Origin of the sequence: Fictibacillus macauensis ZFHKF-1 (genome assembly GCF_000269865.1) — a bacterium.
Classification (GTDB): Bacteria; Bacillota; Bacilli; order Bacillales; family Fictibacillaceae; genus Fictibacillus_C; species Fictibacillus_C macauensis.
In genome coordinates this window covers 1-18,439 of record NZ_AKKV01000042.1, presented here as the reverse complement: position 1 = coordinate 18,439, position 18,439 = coordinate 1, and the positions used below count along the sequence as shown (strand labels likewise).

Annotated in this window: 17 protein-coding genes; 1 reads left to right on the top strand and 16 read right to left on the bottom strand. The window is 42.7% G+C overall.

The genetic code is table 11. The annotated features are described in order from the left end of the window. Positions 1-176: 176 nt before the first annotated feature. From fabZ to spoIIID, 8 genes are all read right to left on the bottom strand, one after another. Complete coding sequence (fabZ, locus tag A374_RS17615) at positions 177-605, bottom strand: 3-hydroxyacyl-ACP dehydratase FabZ (protein ID WP_007203601.1); 429 nt, start codon at positions 603-605, stop codon at positions 177-179. A gap of 76 nt (positions 606-681) precedes the next feature. Continuing rightward, on the bottom strand, positions 682-1,644 hold the full coding sequence (locus A374_RS17610; protein WP_007203600.1) for an alpha/beta fold hydrolase: 963 nt from the start codon (positions 1,642-1,644) through the stop codon (positions 682-684). 54 nt (positions 1,645-1,698) lie between these two features. Further along, a complete protein-coding gene (locus A374_RS17605; protein WP_007203599.1) occupies positions 1,699-1,986 on the bottom strand; it encodes a DNA-directed RNA polymerase subunit beta in 288 nt (95 codons plus the stop codon). 15 nt (positions 1,987-2,001) lie between these two features. Then, positions 2,002-2,808, bottom strand: a complete 807-nt coding sequence (locus tag A374_RS17600) for a flagellar hook-basal body protein (protein WP_007203598.1) — start codon at positions 2,806-2,808, stop codon at positions 2,002-2,004. 17 nt (positions 2,809-2,825) lie between these two features. Beyond that, complete coding sequence (locus A374_RS17595) at positions 2,826-3,620, bottom strand: flagellar hook-basal body protein (protein WP_040340725.1); 795 nt, start codon at positions 3,618-3,620, stop codon at positions 2,826-2,828. Between the two features lie 873 nt (positions 3,621-4,493). Next, entirely contained in the window at positions 4,494-4,829 is a 336-nt protein-coding gene (locus A374_RS20740) for a hypothetical protein (RefSeq protein WP_007203595.1), read from the bottom strand. Between the two features lie 115 nt (positions 4,830-4,944). Next, positions 4,945-5,946: a rod shape-determining protein gene (mreB, locus tag A374_RS17580; RefSeq protein ID WP_007203594.1), complete on the bottom strand. Its 1,002-nt coding sequence runs from the start codon at positions 5,944-5,946 to the stop codon at positions 4,945-4,947. A 185-nt stretch (positions 5,947-6,131) separates the two neighbouring features. Beyond that, positions 6,132-6,398 (bottom strand): sporulation transcriptional regulator SpoIIID, encoded by a 267-nt coding sequence (gene spoIIID / locus A374_RS17575; RefSeq protein ID WP_007203593.1) that lies wholly within the window; start codon positions 6,396-6,398, stop codon positions 6,132-6,134. A gap of 398 nt (positions 6,399-6,796) precedes the next feature. Between spoIIID and A374_RS21330 the strand changes: the two genes are divergently transcribed. Then, entirely contained in the window at positions 6,797-7,585 is a 789-nt protein-coding gene (locus tag A374_RS21330) for a M23 family metallopeptidase (RefSeq protein WP_007203592.1), read from the top strand. Positions 7,586-7,630: 45 nt separating this feature from the next. Here the strand turns inward: A374_RS21330 and spoIIQ are convergent, their stop codons facing one another. The 8 genes from spoIIQ to A374_RS17530 form a co-directional block, all read right to left on the bottom strand. Beyond that, positions 7,631-8,455 (bottom strand): stage II sporulation protein SpoIIQ, encoded by an 825-nt coding sequence (gene spoIIQ, locus A374_RS17565; RefSeq protein ID WP_007203591.1) that lies wholly within the window; start codon positions 8,453-8,455, stop codon positions 7,631-7,633. A 94-nt stretch (positions 8,456-8,549) separates the two neighbouring features. Next, on the bottom strand, positions 8,550-9,566 hold the full coding sequence (gene spoIID, locus A374_RS17560; protein WP_007203590.1) for a stage II sporulation protein D: 1,017 nt from the start codon (positions 9,564-9,566) through the stop codon (positions 8,550-8,552). Between the two features lie 154 nt (positions 9,567-9,720). Continuing rightward, complete coding sequence (locus tag A374_RS17555; protein WP_007203589.1) at positions 9,721-11,322, bottom strand: M4 family metallopeptidase; 1,602 nt, start codon at positions 11,320-11,322, stop codon at positions 9,721-9,723. Positions 11,323-11,599: 277 nt separating this feature from the next. Further along, entirely contained in the window at positions 11,600-13,726 is a 2,127-nt protein-coding gene (locus A374_RS17550; RefSeq protein ID WP_007203588.1) for a bifunctional glycosyltransferase/CDP-glycerol:glycerophosphate glycerophosphotransferase, read from the bottom strand. Between the two features lie 160 nt (positions 13,727-13,886). Beyond that, complete coding sequence (locus tag A374_RS17545) at positions 13,887-15,437, bottom strand: glycosyltransferase (RefSeq protein WP_007203587.1); 1,551 nt, start codon at positions 15,435-15,437, stop codon at positions 13,887-13,889. 118 nt (positions 15,438-15,555) lie between these two features. Next, a complete protein-coding gene (gene murA / locus A374_RS17540; RefSeq protein WP_007203586.1) occupies positions 15,556-16,875 on the bottom strand; it encodes a UDP-N-acetylglucosamine 1-carboxyvinyltransferase in 1,320 nt (439 codons plus the stop codon). A gap of 30 nt (positions 16,876-16,905) precedes the next feature. Further along, complete coding sequence (locus A374_RS19670) at positions 16,906-17,655, bottom strand: YwmB family TATA-box binding protein (RefSeq protein ID WP_007203585.1); 750 nt, start codon at positions 17,653-17,655, stop codon at positions 16,906-16,908. A 154-nt stretch (positions 17,656-17,809) separates the two neighbouring features. Further along, entirely contained in the window at positions 17,810-18,013 is a 204-nt protein-coding gene (locus A374_RS17530; protein ID WP_420794954.1) for a DUF1146 family protein, read from the bottom strand. Positions 18,014-18,439: the final 426 nt, after the last annotated feature.

Here is an 18,439-nt window from a genome sequence, read left to right as displayed (position 1 = left end):
TCCCCCTTCGATTGGCCCATAGATTGGGATGTTGTCCTTCTTTAAGAAGGTTTCTATTACTATTATACCAGCTTTTGTTACAAAATTGTCACTATTTACAGAATCTTTACACTTTTATTTTTTTTCATAAAAAAAGAACTAAACATAACGTCTAGTTCGTTTCCATTCCATTAAGATTATTTACCTACTGCAAACGTAATTTCTGCTTCCATTGCCTTTTCTCCATCAACGGTTGCTACCACTTTTCCTTTTCCGATTCCACGACGAATTGAAAGAAGCTCAACGTCCATCATCAGCGTATCACCTGGGCGAACTTGACGTTTCCATCTCACATTGTTTGCACCGGCAAAAAAAGCAAGTTTTCCTTTATACTCTGGTAGCGATAAAAGCGCTACTGCACCGGTTTGTGCGCATGCTTCTAATGTTAGAACACCTGGAAATACAGGGTATTCAGGAAAATGACCATTAAAAACATCTTCATTGGCTGTAATATTCTTTTTACCAACGGCACGCTTACCAGGCTCTAATTCCTCAATCGTGTCTAAAAGCAAAAACGGATGACGGTGCGGAATAATTTCTTTAATTTCATCAATCGTTAATTTCATAGGAAAACCCCTTTCATGCGTTCGACTATTCTGTTTCGTATTATACCGCATTCCGTAATGATATACAAAAAGCCCTTTATAGCACACTCCGACGTTGGTGTGCAGCATAAACGACGCCTGCAAGTTTTTGAGGTTCTTCTAAAGGCAACGAATGAGCAGACTGCTTAAACCAAATCCATTCTTTATCTGGAGCCTGTAACTGCTCATAAAAAGCATATACAGGTGGAGAGGGCACGACTAAATCATAGGTTCCAAACATAAACGTTACCGGCGTTTGTACAGATGTCACATCATGCACGTGAAAATGAGCAAGATCATCCGCTAATGCTTTCATGCTAAATGTATAGCCCTTCCATAAAGAAATCCAATCACGCAAACGATATTCTTTACTGCGCAATGCTCGCCAAAAGATGGACCATCCTAAATGGCCATGATGCTCTCGCGCGTCATACGCATTAATATACTTGTTATACGTGCGCACGTGCCGTGCCTTGGACCATGGAGGTGGACCAATGCTATGTAATGCTTGAGCACCTACAGCATCTTGCCGTTCGTTAGCAAGCCGTAGTAGCTGTTCATAGGACTGTCGCTCTGCTTCATTAATATTCAATACTTGCGAAACGCTAAAATAATGGTGATACAGCTGTGGTGCGCGTGCAATGGTTGCCATTCCTAATAGACCGCCCCAAGAATGGCCGAGTAAGTAAATGCGCTCTTGTTTGAATCGCTCTTTGAGGTAGCATGTCAGCTCGATTGTGTCTTCTATGAGTTGATGCGCTGTAAGGTCACTTGCTGAAAGATGCTTATGATACGAGCGTCCCGCCCCTCGTTGATCCCAGTTCACTACGATAAAATGGTTTTCTAACGCTTGTTGAAAATGGCGGATGTATCCCATTTGTGCAGCACCAGGCCCACCGTGCAGAAGAAGTAAAAGTGGTGCATGACGCTTTTTCCCCGCAATGCAAATCCATTGCTCAACACTTCCAATTGTGAGTGGGAAACGTTCATATATGCCATCTGAAGAATGATCAAGCGTCATGTTCTCCACCTTCTCCTTTGCCCTAAATAGAAGAAAGAGGGCCTAGCGCCCTCTTTAATTTTTTTTATTTATAATATCTGAGATGTGTGTCCACGTTTCTTTTTTAAACACATCCGAAACATCGCCATGTCCGACGATGGAATAGCCAATCATTGTACCGATTACTAAGAAAATAGCCATAAATACAAGCGTTAAAAGGACACGAAGCCAGATTGGAAAACGGCGTTTCTTGCCACGAGAAATAGCCTCCCCTTTTTCTTGCACTTCTAGGTCGGCTCCTTCCTTTGTTTCTTTCGTATGGTTAGACTTATGGAATTCAGCACTCTTGATTTCATTCGTCATTCGATTCATCACCTATTATCGAATTCCGTTGATGAGTCCCATCATTTGATCAGACGTAGTAATGGTACGAGCGTTAAACTGATACGAGCGTTGCGTTTCCATGAGATCTGTCATTTCGTCACCCATGTCTACGTTTGACATTTCAAGCGCTCCTTGTTGAATTGCGATGTCTTGATTGACTACGCCTCGCATTACTTGTCGTGCAAATACATCAGGCGGAATTCTAAAATTATGCCCCACTGCTTGCAGCAGCTGAGGATTGATCGCATCCACAACGGCAAGATTGCCATTATTGATGACTCTTCCATCCTTTAACGTTACCGAAATATTTCCGTTTTGTCCAATAGAAATTTCTTTATATTGAGATGGAATTGTAATGGCTCCTTTGTTACCAAGGACTTTCTTTCCATCCGACGTAACAAGCTGCAATGTATTCGCTCCTGTTGGCCTTAAATAAAAGGCACCATCGCGCGTATATTCAATAACCCCGTCATCTCCTTGTACTTGGAAAAAGTGACTTGGCACTGCTAATGCAACATCGAGTGAACGATTCGTCGTTTGAAGAACACCTTGTTTCATATTAAGGGAGGTATCGCTCACACGTGCGCCGCTACCTACACGAATACCCGTTGGCGTCAGTCTTCCCGCTTCCCCTTTTTGATTGTAACGATTGTACACTTGCTGCGCTAATAAATCTGTAAATGACGTATCGCGCTTCTTAAAGCCTGTACTTTGGCTATTAGCCATATTATGAGCAAGTGTATCTAGCCGCTTCTGTAACTCACTCATCGTTACACCTGCATTAATCATGCTACTATTCAAGAGATTCTCCCCCTTTCTTATACTCTACCAACCTCATTTACCGCTTTCTCCATGCTGCGGTCATACGTTTGTAACACTTTTTGATTCGCTTCAAACGTTCGATAAGCACCCATCATGTCTGTCATGGCACGCTGCGGATCAACGTTTGAGCGCTCAATAAAGCCTTGCTTCACTTCGTATTGTCGTAGGGGTGTCGCTTGTCTTGCTTGTCCGCCTTCTGTTAATCGCAATAAGCCAGTCCCTTCTTTAACGAGTCTATTCGGTTGATTGATCTCAACGACGGCAATTCGTTGTGTCGTGCCATCTTCATTCGTCACCGTTCCATCTGCAGCAATTTTAATAGAAGCATTGTTGATCGCAATGCGTCGGCCGCGCTCATCCACTACATACTGACCATCTTGCGTCCCAAGAAAGCCATCACGCGTCATTGCAAAATGCCCATTGCGTGTATAGCGCTCTTGCCCATCTGCTGTTTGTATTTTGTATACTAACGTCCCACGGGTAGCTCCTGCCACTTCCTGCAAAGCAGCATCTGTCGCAATAGCCGTTTCGCGGAGGTCTCCTTGAGCGAAGTTTAGCACGCCCTCTTGCATATAGACCCCTGTCGCTAACGTACCAATTGGCGTTTGACGATGTCCCCCTTGCGGCGAGCGCTCAATTGCATGCAGTAACATCTTCGGGAATGCCCGTAACGTCCCTTGATCTTCTTTATAGCCTGGTGTATTCACATTAGCAACATTGTTACTGATCATTTCATAGCGTCTTTGCTGGGCAATCATTCCCGCACCCGCTGTGTAAAAGCCTCTTAGCATCATACACACTCCGTCCTATATTGTTATTAAGTATATCGGCGTTTCTCAGCTAGTTTTTACATTAATAGAAAAAATCAAACGATACACACGCTGTGACGATAGTGAAGTGAAATTTAGCAGAGGGGACTTCTATTTATTTGAGGTGGGTGGAGAAATCGTTGTTTTGAATTGGGGAATATCTCGTCTTGTTTAGTGGGCGATTTTTTTGGGATGGGGGTGCGGGTGCGGGCGGCAGCGCGGGATGATTGAGAAGGTGCGTGATTTGAGCGGGGCGCGGGTAATGGCGGAGGACGCGGGATGATTGAGAAGGTGCGTGATTTGAGCTGGGCACGCGGGATCCGAGCGCGGCGCAGGCAAGGGCACCGGCGTGGGATGATTGAGAAGGCGCGTGATTTGAGCTGGGCACGCGGGATCCGAGCGGGGCGCGGGCAAGGGCACCGGCGCGGGATGATTGAGAAGGCGCGTGATTTGAGCGGGCACGCGGAATTGAGCGGGGCGCGGGTAATGGCGGAGGACGCGGGATTGCTTTTCTTGCGCTTATTTTGAGATCAAGGAGGAAGTTTCGGTGAATTTCATCTTATTTTTGGCTCTTTTGAGGCCACAGTGCAGAATTTTTCTCTTTTTCAATTCATTCCTCTGACTTTTGAGCTTGATTTGTCTCTCCTGCGCGCGAATCGAGGGCTTCTGCGCGCGAACGGGATGCTTCTGCGCGCGAATCGGGCACTCCTGCGCGCGAACGGGATGCTTCTGCGCGCGAATCGGGCACTCCTGCGCGCGAACGGGTGCTTCTGCGCGCGAACGAGATGCCTCTGCGCGCGATTAGCTTTTTGCGTTTATTTTGAGATTAAGGAGGAAGTTTCGGTGAATTTCATCTTATTTTTGGATCTTTTGAGGCCACAGTGCAGAATTTTTCTCTTTTTCAATCCATTCCACTGACTTTTGAGCTTGATTTGTCTCCTCTGCGCGCGAATCGGATGCTCCTGCGCGCGAACGGGATGCCTCTGCGCGCGAATCGAGGGCTTCTGCGCGCGAATCGGGCACTCCTGCGCGCGAATCGAGGGCTCCTGCGCGCGAATCGGGCACTCCTGCGCGCGAATCGGATGCTCCTGCGCGCGAACGGGATGCTTCTGCGCGCGATTCAAACACTCCTGCGCGCGAATCGAATCCTTCTGCGCGCGAACCGAATCCCTCTCCCCGCGATTCAAACACCTCTGCGCGCACCCCCCGCACGCACCAATGCGCAACCCTCACACGCCCACTCCCCCGCATTATCCTCACTCACAAAAAAAAGACCTACATTCTCTGTAGATCTTTTCGAAACTTTTTATTTAAATTTACGCTTTGGTAGCTTATCAATATGTTCTAACATGAGGCCTGTACCGTTTGCGACTGCTTTCATTGGCTCTTCGGCAATGACGATTGGTACTTTAAGTTCTTGAGCAAATAGTTGATCGATCCCGTGTAGCAATGCGCCACCGCCGGTTAGGATAATGCCTCGATCAATAATATCAGCAGACAGTTCTGGTGGTGTTTTTTCAAGGACGCTTTTCGCTGCCTGCACCATCATCATAACAGGCTCTTGGAGGGCATGGGTAATTTCTTCAGAACGAATCGTAACGGTGCGTGGAAGTCCGGTCACCATATCACGACCGCGGATGTCCATTTCTTCGTCACGTGCGCCTGGGTATACAGTTGCTACGTTTAGCTTAATATTCTCTGCTGTACGTTCTCCAATTAAGAGCTTATACGTTTTCTTAATATAGTTTAAAATTTCGCCGTCGAGCTTATCTCCAGCCATTTTCAAGGAGGAGGCTGTTACGATATCACCCATAGATAGTACGGCGATATCTGTTGTTCCACCACCGATATCAACGACCATGTTTCCACTCGGTTGGAAAATGTCCATGCCTGCCCCAACAGCAGCCACTTTCGGTTCTTCTTCTAGATAAACCGCTTTCCCGCCGCACTTCATAGCCGCTTCACGGATCGCTTTTTGCTCAACAGACGTAATGTTTGACGGTGTACAAATTAAAATTCTCGGTTTAGCAAACATGCCTTTAACGTTAATCTTGTTAATAAAATGGCGCAGCATTTGCTCTGTTACCTCAAAGTCGGCAATTACGCCATCTTTTAATGGACGGATTGCTACGATATTTCCTGGTGTTCTTCCGACCATTTTAAAGGCTTCTTCTCCTACAGCAAGTGCTTTTCCTGTATTCGTATCAATGGCAACGACCGATGGCTCGTCCAATACAATTCCTTTACCTTTAACATATATCAGTACGTTAGCTGTACCGAGATCAATACCGACATCCCGTGAAAACATTTTTAAAAATCCTCCCTGTTATGCATATAACATATCATTAGTAATAATAGTAAATTTTCGAAGTTCTATCCATTAGAATATTCTATCATAATTTTTGTGGGACAGGGATAAATTATGTTAACTTTTTCATATTTTTATTATAAAACGAAGATCAGCGTGCACATAAATGCACGCCGAACATCATTCTATTGAACGACTTCTTCTGTTCCTTTTTTGTACTTTACGCGTGTTGCTTCGCCTCCTCTTAAATGACGAATTGATTTATGGTACTCTAAAATTTCTTTCACATTGTTCGCCAAGTCTGGATTAATCTCAGGTAATCGTTCGGTTAAATCTTTGTGTACAGTACTTTTCGAAACCCCAAATTCTTTTGCGATCATACGCACTGTCTTTCTTGTCTCCACGATATACCTTCCTATCTTGATGGTTCGTTCTTTGATGTAATCGTGCACACCACTCGCCTCCCCAAATTGGATGTGAGAGATGCGATTGAGACTTCTATGTTCAAGCTACGCGACATGTCCTTGTGTGTCTTCTCGGATGATGTTTAAAGTGTCCCGTCCCCTTTTCATCGCAGCCATACTACGTCTTCTCACCGCTCACCCTCTAAAGAATTGTAGGTTTGTAACATCTTATTATGGAGTGAAGCGTTATATGCCTAAAAGAAGAGCAAGCGTGATGATTCTATCTGTTTCATATGTTGATCCTTCATTTCAATATGGCAAAATCCCTACTTATTACTGCGTTAAAACTTTTAAAAAACATGTCTTTTAGCACGGTGCAAACGCTCCCTTCTACATTATGATAAAGATGTTATTTATTAGGATGTAAAAAGAAAGGGTGTTTTTGAATGAAAGGGATTAAACTATCTATTTTTGCAGTAGCTATTCTCATTATTTCGAGTGTTCTTGGCTACTTTGGTGCTGAAAAAGCAGAAGCAGCGCCGTTGTTTCAAGTACCATTTCCATGTGGTCAAAAATGGGCAGGACAAACGCGGACCAACCACAGTCCAGCTAATTCCGTTGATTTAAATCGTGCGAACGACGAGAATGATGTTGTTGTCGCCTCTGCTCCTGGAACCGTCGATCGTGTTGAAAACCTTGGTAATCGTAGCTACGGAAAATTTATTGTCATTAATCATGGTGGTGGTTGGAAAACATATTATGCTCACTTGAATCATTTTTCTGTAAAGCGTGGCCAAAAAGTAACCTTTGGACAAGCTATCGGAAAAGTCGGCAACACGGGTGGCTCTTACGGTGCACATCTTCATTACGAACAACGCTATAACGGCAACGTGATGAAAATTCGTTGGAACGGAGCACAAATCCATTATTGGGGTGAGCGCACGTACACGAGTAAAAATAAATGTAGCAACGGCAGTGCTACAGGTACGGTCAAACTTCCCAAAAACATGAAAGCGCTAAATGCTCACCAAAAAGCTTCAACCAAAAGCAAAGTAACAGCTTCATTCAAAAATGGTGCTAAAGTAAAAATCTCTTGCCAAACGACAGGTGACACTGTTAAAGGAACGTATGGAACGAGCAAAATTTGGAATAAAGTCGGTAAGGACCGTTATGTGCCAGATGCGTATATATTCACTGGATCCGACGGACGTGTCGCTCCTCCTTGTAAAAAATAACGCAAAACGACCTTATCATCGCTTCTGATGACAAGGTCGTTTTACTTAATTGTCGTTTGTCTTATTTTCACTCGTAGAGGAAGACTCTTTTTCTGTGTCTTTTTCAGTAGCATTGTCGCTACGATTTTTTTGAGATTTCTCTGTTGTTGAAGTAGCTTCATTTTGCTTTTTCTCGTCCTTTTTCATGCTGTCAGCTAATTTTTGAATTTGAGCTGTCGACTGTTCCCAAGCACTTACAGGATCAATCTCCATGCCGTCTTTACGAATTTCAAAATGAGCGTGTACTTTTGCATCTTTATCGTAGCTGTTCTTCCCAGCTGTTCCAACCATATCACCTTGCTTAATACGGTCCCCTTCTTTCACTTTAATACTAGCAAGTGAAGAATAGTGGGTAATGACACCGTTAGAATGCTTGACTTCAACAACGAATCCGAGTTCAGGATCTTTTGCTGCTTTTACAACGTTACCGCTCATAGCTGCTGTTACATCAAAGGAATTGCCGCTCTCTGTTCCAATATCGATGCCTTTATTTTGATAGTAGATATTATTATAAAATACGAGAGCTGCTTCTTTTTCTTTAGCGGAGGCTTCTGCATTGTAAAATTGTTTCTTAATGACAACGTCTTTCGCTGGCATCTTGAATACTTCTTTTGTCATGCTAGCCGGTACTGCTTCTTGCTTTTCATACGGTGTGTTTGGTGCTGTTTTTGGTTTAGCTGATTCATTTTGATACCACAGTACAGAGATTAGAACGATGGCTGCAAATCCTAAATATACGGCTGGATACACCCAACGTCTTTTCATGAATTTACCCATCTTCCTGCCTTTTAGCGGGACGGTTTTTTTGGGTTGTTTTTCTTCATCTTTCATTTTAATCATCACCTCAGCAATCATTCTGAACACTTTTTCAGAAATATATACGGAGGTTCCGAAAAATTTTTATTATTTGTGTAGAAGGGCTTTTCTATTCATTCGGTTTATACGTAGCTATGGTTACGCCTTTATAGTAGTGTTTTACAATTTCTTTGTATGACTTTCCATCTGCGGCCATTCCATTGGCCCCATATTGACTCATGCCAACGCCATGACCAAAACCTTTCGTTATCACCGTCACGATGTCACCACGCTTCATCAGCGTAAAATCAGTAGAGCGTAAGGCTAGCTTTTCACGTATTTCTTTTCCGCTAAATTCGTGGTGATCAATGACGATTTTTGCAATTCTTTTACCTTTTGTTCGTTTTGTAATGGTCCCAACGGCTCCCTCTTCACGAAGGGACACCCCTAGCTTTCTTTCTACTTCTTTTAGTGGCAAATCTACTTTTGCGGTAAATTTTTCTGCTGAACGATCCCAAGGACTGCTTACACTTTGTAAATAAGGTAGCTTATCTCCCCAATAATCGGCGCTATCTTCGGTGTATCCATTACTCGTAGAAAAAAAGCTTGCTGTGATCGGCTTTCCGTCATAGGTTACTATTTTCCCTTCCGTTGCCTGTACCGCTTCTGTAATGCGTTTCATTTTTTCTTTGTATGTTCCTTTCCAAAGCGCCTTTAATTCTTGCTCATTTTTGTACACTTGATCGCTTGTCGAATCGGTTACTAAGGCACCTTTTGGTAGTGATGTAGTGTGTCGTTCTAATGCTTTTGCAACATACGTCCGCGCCGATAATGCCTGTGCCTTCAGTGCCTCCATTTCAAATTGTGCGGGCATTTCCGAAGCTACCACACCCTTTACATACTCCTCCATCTTTACTTTCTCTATCTTTTTCTCCGTTGAACGAAAAACAGGAATTGAAAGGTTGGATGTGGGAGCTGACTCATGAACAACCTTTTTTTTCATTCCTTTCAACGTTTTCACCAACTCTACTTTTGAGCTCGAAGAAGAGGCAGACGAGTATGGTAGCACGAGAAAAGTAGGAATTAACACAAAGCTAACGATAAAAAGAGTAATAATCACAACAAGTGGCTTCTTATTCTTCAACATCTCATGATCGTCCTCCACTTCTTAATAGTTTCTCTCTACTCTATGAGAAAAGGGCGCTTCATAGAACTAGTAGATGCAGAAGGATGCCGCGAGAGCTTCGTCGTTTTCAACCTTACAAAACAAGCGAGCTGCACACTAGGCAGCTCGCTCGTTTTTATTTTACGCCAACGGCATCAAATGATTTGTTGACGGCAGTTACTTCTGCTGAAGAAGCACCGTACAGATCAGAAGCCGCTTTAATTAGCGCCTGTCTCGCTTGGCTAAAGGTTGCATTGGATGTTAAATACACAGTGTTTGCTCGGTAATAGATCGCACCAAGCTTATCGTTGCCAATGCCTGATACTGTCACACCAGAGAATGTGCCGCCTACTGCTAATAAGTACGCTTGCTTGTTAATAATACCGCTGTTCGTATGAACGCCACCGTTATCGGAGCTGCCTGTGTAGCGCTTCGAGTAATGATCAGGATCGCCATACTTAGCTGGATCTCTCATAGAGCGAAGGGCATCGCCTGGTGTCCCCGGCGTATAAATATCTTCACCAATTTCATAGTCTGGGTTACGATTATCATAAAATTCGGCAAGTGTACCAAAAATATCTGAAATTGCTTCATTTAATGCGCCTGATTCATTTTGGTAAACAAGATTAGAGCTGCGTTCCGTAACCGCATGAGTTAGCTCATGCGCCACTACATCTAAACCGCCTGAGAACGTTGTAAATGTACGACCGTCGCCATCGCCATACACCATTTGTGTACCATCCCAAAACGCATTATTATAGTTACGACCATAGTGAACGATAGCTTTTAATAGGCCGCCCTTATTATCATAGGAGTTGCGACCGTATTTATTTTTATACATATCATAGGTGACACCTGCGTAGTAGTGGGCGTCTACAGCAGCCCGATCATACGTGGCATTAAATTTGTTATCTGCATCTGCCCAAAGTGTGGATGAGAAGGAAGAGTTTTTCCCATCGTACGTTTTAATGCCGCCTCCGCGCGTATTATCTTGCAAATAATATTTCGTCCCTGATTGATACGTACGAAGCGATTTAGAATCGCCAAGCACGCCTGTTCCTGAGCCAACTGTATCTGCTGTATCGATACTATTAAAGCTATGCAATACACGGCCTGTAGCCGCATCGATAAAGAGATGATAGTTTCCTGCTTGTGGCGCTAAAAACCGAAGATTCACATGATACGCATAGGCTAGTTTTTTACCAGGAAAAATTACATATTGTGAAGTAGGCTTAGTCGTAAAAGTTGGCGAGAAGCCGAGATGCTTAATTGCCTTTTTAATTGCTTGCTTAGTGCCAATTCGGTCCTTAGCCGAAATCTCCTGTAAACCATTGATTGGAATGGTTGAGCCAGACACAGCTGTTAGTACACCATGCTGATCTACAACCGCTGCTTGATCGGAGCTCCAAACAGGGACTCCTTTATATACTTGCTGAAGCCGGAGAGCTGTTCCACCTAACCGGTCCTTCGTTGATGATGAAATAGAGAAAGATTTGGAGGCTTCACTACTTGAAAGTTTGTAGTCACTGGAATGCTTACTTAAATAGTCTAAAACAATGGACTCTGCACTTCTTCCTGAAGCTTTCGTTAAGTTTCCTGCTACAAATTCCGGAGTTCCCATTTTCTTATTAAGCTTGTAGCTAGAAACTTTTTCTACTGCAGCGGAGCTCGTTGCCGGTAAGATAGAAGTTGCTGCCAAACCGATTGATAGACCAAATGCCAGTGCTTTTTTGTTCACGCGTTTACCCTCTTTCACTTTTATTTTTTATTTGGTAGTGCATAGTAATTTTTACATAAAATTAACAATAATTCAAACTATTCTTAAGATTTTGATTATATATGCCTAACGTCCTTTTTTATACTAGTCTTTATGTACCAATTTCTGTGAATTTTCCTCATTAAAAAGTAAAAATATACCTTATCCATTACCTTAGCCATGCTTATTCCTAGTAAATCCATAGGATAAAAAGCGGGGAAGACCTATAAAAACAAAAAAAGCACTGTATGTACAGTGCTTAGAGAGATGATCCAAAAACATGGTCAATCACCTTTTTCGTTGCATTCCCTTGTTCCCAACCACAAAACTTCTCATAAAACCGCTCATAGTTCGCTTCATACGCCTTGACCGTCTCATCCAGATTCAAAAGCGTAGCAATGACGGCTTCGCTGTCACGCAAAAGCGGACCTGGTACTTCTTCCTCAATATTGATGTAAAAGCCACGTAATGTATCGCGGTACTTTTCTAAATCATACGTATAAAATAAAATCGGACGCTTTAAGTTCGCATAATCAAAAAAGACAGAAGAGTAATCAGTAATCAAAACATCTGATAGTAAATACAAATCCGCAATGTCATTGTACGTTGAGAAGTTGTACGCAAACCCTTCTGCTCCCGATGTATCAACATGATCAGCGATAAAATAATGCATGCGTAATAAAATAACATATGTATCGCCGAGTTTTTCCTTCATTCGCTGCAAATCAAGGCGAAGCTGAAACTTATACTTTCCTGGCTCATAAAAATCATCATCGCGCCATGTCGGTGCATATAAAATGACTTTTTTATCAAGAGGAATGCCGAGTTTTTGCTTTAAGCGATACGCTTGTTGATCACGATCTTTGTCATGCAATACATCATTACGCGGATAGCCGTACTCTAACATTTGTTTATCAAACTTAAAGGCTCTGCGAAAAATTTCGGAAGAATAGTGATTGGCCGCAATTAAATAATCCCACCGTCTTGATTGCGTATAGAAATGCTTTTTATAATCAGGATTGGCTGAATACACTTCATTCATATCAAATACGAGTTTCTTTAACGGCGTTCCGTGCCACGTTTGCAAATAAACATTGTCAGGACGCTTGTCCAAATGCATAGGTAACCGTGAATTTGTCACCCAGTATTTTGCGCGGGCCGTGTAGTAATAATAGCGCAGACTAAAGCGTTTGACTTGCTTAGCTTTTCCCGGAATACGGCGCTTTTCATTAAAGACCCATACACATTGATACCCTTGCTTTGAGCGCTGTAATTCTTCATAAATATTTTTGGGGCTATCCGAATAGTTCTTCCCAAGAAAGCTCTCAAAGACGATTAGCTTTTTCTTTACCGGCATTTTCAAAAACCATTGGCGGTACAAAAAGATAAAGGCTTTTCGCTTACTTTTCAAGGCACGCTTTGCTTGACGCAAAAAATGATGCAAGCGTATTAAAAAGCGATACGTACGTTGTTTTTCTTTATAGAGCTGTTGCAGCTCTGCTTTGACAATTGGATTCGTCGTACCCATTGCGAGCTGATCCACTTGTTTCACCGCATGCGCCACATTGGCAAACATCTGATCCACTTGCTCTGGATCTTCGAGCAGCATAATGACTGTTTTACGGTAATAGTTTAAAAACTGGCGATCGAGAAAGGTCGTCACTTCTTGGTGCTCTCGGTATTGTTCTTTTAACAGATTAAACATACAAAGAAAATCAGCAACCTTTATTTGACGCTCTCGTTGAGAAAGGGCTGGATTTGTAATTGGATCATTGCGCTTCCGTTTGTAGTAAACACATCCGGTTACATACGGTACGTACTCGATGTGAATGAGTGCTGGCACAAGAAATGCTAAGTCGCTATACCCTTCCACTTCCTGTGAAAAACGCAGAGTATGCTTTTCAATAAAGGGACGAGAAATAAGACGATTAAGCACAGAATTATTACGAAATAAGCGCGCACGATTGCGATTTCGGAGCACTTTATGATGCTGCTCCTCTTCCTCTCCTAACACCGGCTTTACCGTCATTTTCTTTAAACGACCGGATAACATTTCATAGTCACCAATATGTTCTACAAGACACTGAATTGTAGCATGCGGCAAACAATCATCGCTATCTAAAAAATATACAAAGTCACCCGTTGCTGTATCTAAGCCCACATTACGCGCATGACCTACCCCTTTACGTTCTTCCGAAAAAATCGCATGAATGCGTGAATCTTTAGCGGCATAAGACCTTATGATGCGGCGACTTTCCTCATCTGCTCCATCACTTACTACAATGATTTCTAATGCATTGTACGTCTGCTTCCTCACTGATTCTAAACATTCTTCTAGAAATTCCAGCGTACGGTACACTGGAATAATAACCGATACCTTTTTCATTTTAGTCCCCACCCTTGTTGTGTAAAAAAATAAAGGAATGGCTCGTTACTAGAGTCATTCCTTGCTATGTAAAATGTTTATTCTTACACTAATAGTCGATACAACATGAGAAAAAGTTACAAAAAATCCTGAAGGATAGATTCAGGATTTTGATTGGTTCCTATGAATGAAACGCCTTATTTTTACGCGCTACGGCGGTTTGGATGATCTGCTCCCACGCCTCTACGTGTTGCTCTCGGCTATACATCGTTCGCACCCGCTCTGCCGCTCTCTCACCAAAAGCCATTGCTTTCTCAGGTCTACTGTACATTTCTTTCATCGCTGCTGCCAGCGCTTTAATATCTCCATTCGGAACGAGGATGCCTGTTTCATCTGTCATCATCTCGGCTGGTCCATACTGAATGTCGTAGCTGACAACCGGCGTTCCATTCCCCATACTTTCTAAAATACTAAGTGGAAACCCTTCACTTTTACTCGCAAGAATAGAAAAGAGTGCCTTTTGATAAATCGTTTGCGGATCGCTCGTAAAGCCTTTAATTGTCACATGCTCCGTGAGCCCTTCTTTTTTAATAAGTTGCTTTAGTGCTTTTTCTTCTTCACCATATCCCCATAGCTCTAACCGTGCCCGTGGAACATCACGAACAATAAGTGAGAACGCCTTAATGGCATGATCTAATCGCTTCCCACTAGCAAACCTACCAATAATAACAGCAAGATTAGGGTCTTTATCAGAAACGATTGGAGATGGACTTTCTATAAAATTCCCAATTACTGATGCATTCGGAAGCGGCTTTCCTAAAAGCGCTTCTACGTCGTTTTTTTGTTGCGCTGTTAAAAAAAGCGCCGCATCCAATGTATCAATGACATCAAGTGTTGGTTTTACTTTAGGAAACACCGTTTTCGGTACTTCCTTTTGCAAATGATGACTATGCAAACGCCATATTTTCACTGCACCTTCATAGGCTACATTGACTAACACAGGATCGGCTGCCCGAGCATCACAGAGTAACACAGGATTCTTATATTTAGAAATGAGCGATTGTAGCCAGTGTTTTTTTAAATCCAGGTCACTTTTAAATACCTGCTGAATGTTCTGCTCACCGAACCAATAGATTTTATCCGCTTCGTCTGTTTCTTTATTAATCCACTTCGTTAAAAAAGGCTTGCCCTCTTTATTTTGATAGACAAGCTCTCGCCCTTTATTCGTTACATAGTCCATGTAGGTTGTACGCTTTACATAGCCATATTCATCATAGTATTCACGTTTCGTACGATAGCGCCCTTCAATAAAATGGTCAATGAACAAGACGTCTTCCTCATTATCTGCATAGCGAATATACGTTTTGCCCACACCTTCTTCAAACACACGATAAGACCGCTTGGCCGGAATGGCTTCAACGATCCGCTTATTTTCTTTCATAGCCTGTACGATGGCAATTTCCTTTGGTTCTCGAAACCCGCCATCGCGCTCTGAGGCTCTTTCTAATTCATCGTACATCGATCGCACCGTTACATCGCGATGCAATTTGCCACTTTGTTTTAGTTGCTGAACAATTTTAGTATGATGGGGATTAAACTTAAATGAAATAAGAAACGTTTCATAGCCTAATTCGGCAAACATACTCGCCTGCATCATCGCCGCCTTTGTCATACCGCCACGTTGTAATTCTAAAGAATTTAACATACAAAAAATCGTTTCATTCCGCTTCACAAAAGGTTCCTCCAAGTCGTTACTGCTTATCCCTTTAGTCGACTTCACCATTCAATAAGTTACAGAACACAAAAAAGCCTTTCACTCTTATTACAATAAGAGCGAAAGGCTTTCTAACTTAAGCAAGATTTGATTTTAGTGACGCTTGTGAAGTTTCTTCTGTAGATACAGAAGGTGCTTCTTCATTTACACGTTCAATATCAGCACCAAGTGCAGACAGTTTTTCTGTGAAACGAACATATCCACGGTCGATGTGCTTCAGTTCAGTAACGCGTGTGTAACCGTCTGCGACAAGCCCAGCAAGTACAAGTGCAGCACCTGCGCGCAAGTCTGTTGCAGCTACTTCTGCTCCTTGAAGAGAAACAGGTCCGTTAATAACAGCAGAACGACCTTCGATTTTAATATCACCGTTCATGCGGCGGAATTCTTCTACGTGCATGAAGCGATTTTCAAAAACAGTTTCCGTAATCACACTTGAGCCGTTTGCACGAAGCAAGAGCGCCATCATTTGTGATTGTAAATCTGTCGGGAAACCAGGATGTGGCATCGTTTTAATGTCAACTGGCTTTAATTCTTTTGGACCGATGACGCGTAGCCCTTTGTCTTCGTCAGTAATGGATACGCCCATTTCCTCCATCTTAGCGATGAGAGGACGAAGATGTTCAGCAATCGCTCCTTCAACAAGAACGTTACCTTCTGTAATAGCAGCTGCTACCATGTACGTTCCTGCTTCAATACGGTCTGGAACAACGGCATGCTCAGCACCAACAAGCTCTTCTACACCTTCAATACGAATCGTTCCTGTGCCTGCACCAACTACTTTACCACCCATAGAGTTAATGTAGTTCGCAAGACAAACGATTTCAGGTTCTTTAGCGACGTTTTCGATGATTGTTGTACCTTCAGCAAGCGCTGCTGCCATAATAATATTTTCTGTTGCTCCTACACTTGGGAAGTCTAAATAGATCTTCGCTCCTTGAAGACGACCATCAATGCTCGCTTCAATAAAGCCATTTCCTATTTTCACTTGTGCTCCCATTGCTTCAAAGCCCTTTAAATGCTGATCAATTGGTCGAGATCCGATCGCACAGCCACCAGGCAGCGCGATACGCGCTAAACCAACACGCGCTAACAACGGTCCCATTACTAGGAATGAAGCACGCATTTTACGAACATATTCGAATGGCGCTTCTGTTTTTAATGCACCTGAAGCATCCACTTCAATTTGCCCATTTTCAAACGTTACTCCAATATTTAAATAACGCAGTACCTCGTTAATTGTGTATACATCAGCAAGGGTTGGCACATCTTTAATCGTGCTTGTGCCTTTACTGGCTAAAATGGATGCTGCGATGACAGGAAGTACGGCATTCTTAGCTCCCTCTACCTTAACAGAGCCTTCTAACCGCCTACCACCACGGACAATGATTTTTTCCAACGAAATTCCCCTCCGCGTCCAATTTCTATATTAATATTCAGACGTAATTATTGGTGTTCCTATTGTGACGACTGTTTTGCCGCCTATTCCTTCACTTCTTATCGCGATCTGTAAATTCATTGCTTGATGAGCGGTAATGAGCTGATCATTCCACTCTTTATTATATGCTGAAATTGATACAAACGTCTCTTCTTTCAGTTCCTCTACTGGAACAGCAGAGAACGTTGTCATGAGCTTGAGCGCACTATTATACAAACCAACATCCATTGTACCATTATGTACCCCGGATATACAAGAGAAAGTTGTGCTTTTTCCAGTAAAATAAGTATTGACCTTATTTTGGAAATTGGATTGAAAACGGGCAAATTCATTCCCATTCCAGCCCTTGCCTTCCACTTTATAAACAAGATACGCCACAAGCTTGTCTTTTTGGGGGTAGCTAACGAGCGTTAACCTTTCAACCAAACGACCTTCATTTGATTTTCGCACCCCGACTACTTTGTTATGTTCTTTTTCATTGATGGCACTCCACGAAAAGCCCGCAGCACGTCGCTTAAGATTAGATACCACTTCTACGTACCCTTTCTTTCCTTGAACGAAACCTGCCGTTCCTTTCGTATAAACAGACCACTTCGATATAGCAAGCTTGGACTGATCGAGCGCACGTTTCATCTCTAAGAGCCGATGAACTTCAGAAACGTTGCTTCCAATGGCATCTGCCTTTGGCAATACATGCACGCTCCCTAACAACAAGAAAAAGATACATAACCATTTTTTCATCATCCACACGTCCTCTCTTCTAGCATTCATTCTTGCCAGAGAAGAAGGAGCTATTCAGAAAATCGACCGTCATATTCCGACGTTTTCTTTCTTCTTAGTGTGTGCAACATCGTATCATTTTTATAAGCTGTAATGATTGTTTCGACGAATTGGTTTAAAATAAGTATTTTAACTGTGTGGAATACTTTAAGTACGAAAGAAAGAAGTTGCTTACGAGGCTCGCGATGGCAATGGTCACTAGAATAAATAATATTCTCGCTTGAATGACCTTTCCTTTTTTTATAAATGTATCGAAGCGAACGGCTAACAAAGCCCACCACGTCATTCCTAAAAAAAGCAAATATACGAACAAATTCAATAACGCTTCTTGACCCTCGAATTGAAACAACAGTGTTCCTCCTTACCGCATGATGAAGCTACTATGCACCATCGTAACACATTCCTCAACAGTGAGTAGCATAAACTGAATTTTACCATAATGTAACGGGCAAAAGGCCTATTTTTATAGGTGTTGCGAAAATCGACAAATTTCCTCAAATTGTAAGCGTATACATTTTGTGAAAATACATTTGAGACACACTATTCCTTCTGTTTCGTAGCGTGTTCGCTAGTTTGGTTCTTATGCGCGGACTGATCCTAGTTGCGCGTGAATCGGGTGCTGCTGTGTCGGGAATGAGTATCTTTACGTGCTAACGGATGCTTCCGCGTGAATCGGGTGCTCCTGTGTCGGGAATGGAGTGATCTTGCGTCGCGAATCACTGACCTTTTCGTAAATTGCCTTTTT

Coding starts and splice junctions, on each gene's coding strand:
- fabZ (WP_007203601.1), bottom strand. CDS start 605: ATGAAATTAACGATTGATGAAATTAAAGAAATTATTCCGCACCGTCAT.
- A374_RS17610 (WP_007203600.1), bottom strand. CDS start 1,644: ATGACGCTTGATCATTCTTCAGATGGCATATATGAACGTTTCCCACTC.
- A374_RS17605 (WP_007203599.1), bottom strand. CDS start 1,986: ATGACGAATGAAATCAAGAGTGCTGAATTCCATAAGTCTAACCATACG.
- A374_RS17595 (WP_040340725.1), bottom strand. CDS start 3,620: ATGCTAAGAGGCTTTTACACAGCGGGTGCGGGAATGATTGCCCAGCAA.
- mreB (WP_007203594.1), bottom strand. CDS start 5,946: ATGTTTTCACGGGATGTCGGTATTGATCTCGGTACAGCTAACGTACTG.
- A374_RS21330 (WP_007203592.1), top strand. CDS start 6,797: ATGAAAGGGATTAAACTATCTATTTTTGCAGTAGCTATTCTCATTATT.
- spoIIQ (WP_007203591.1), bottom strand. CDS start 8,455: ATGAAAGATGAAGAAAAACAACCCAAAAAAACCGTCCCGCTAAAAGGC.
- spoIID (WP_007203590.1), bottom strand. CDS start 9,566: ATGTTGAAGAATAAGAAGCCACTTGTTGTGATTATTACTCTTTTTATC.
- A374_RS17550 (WP_007203588.1), bottom strand. CDS start 13,726: ATGAAAAAGGTATCGGTTATTATTCCAGTGTACCGTACGCTGGAATTT.
- A374_RS19670 (WP_007203585.1), bottom strand. CDS start 17,655: ATGAAAAAATGGTTATGTATCTTTTTCTTGTTGTTAGGGAGCGTGCAT.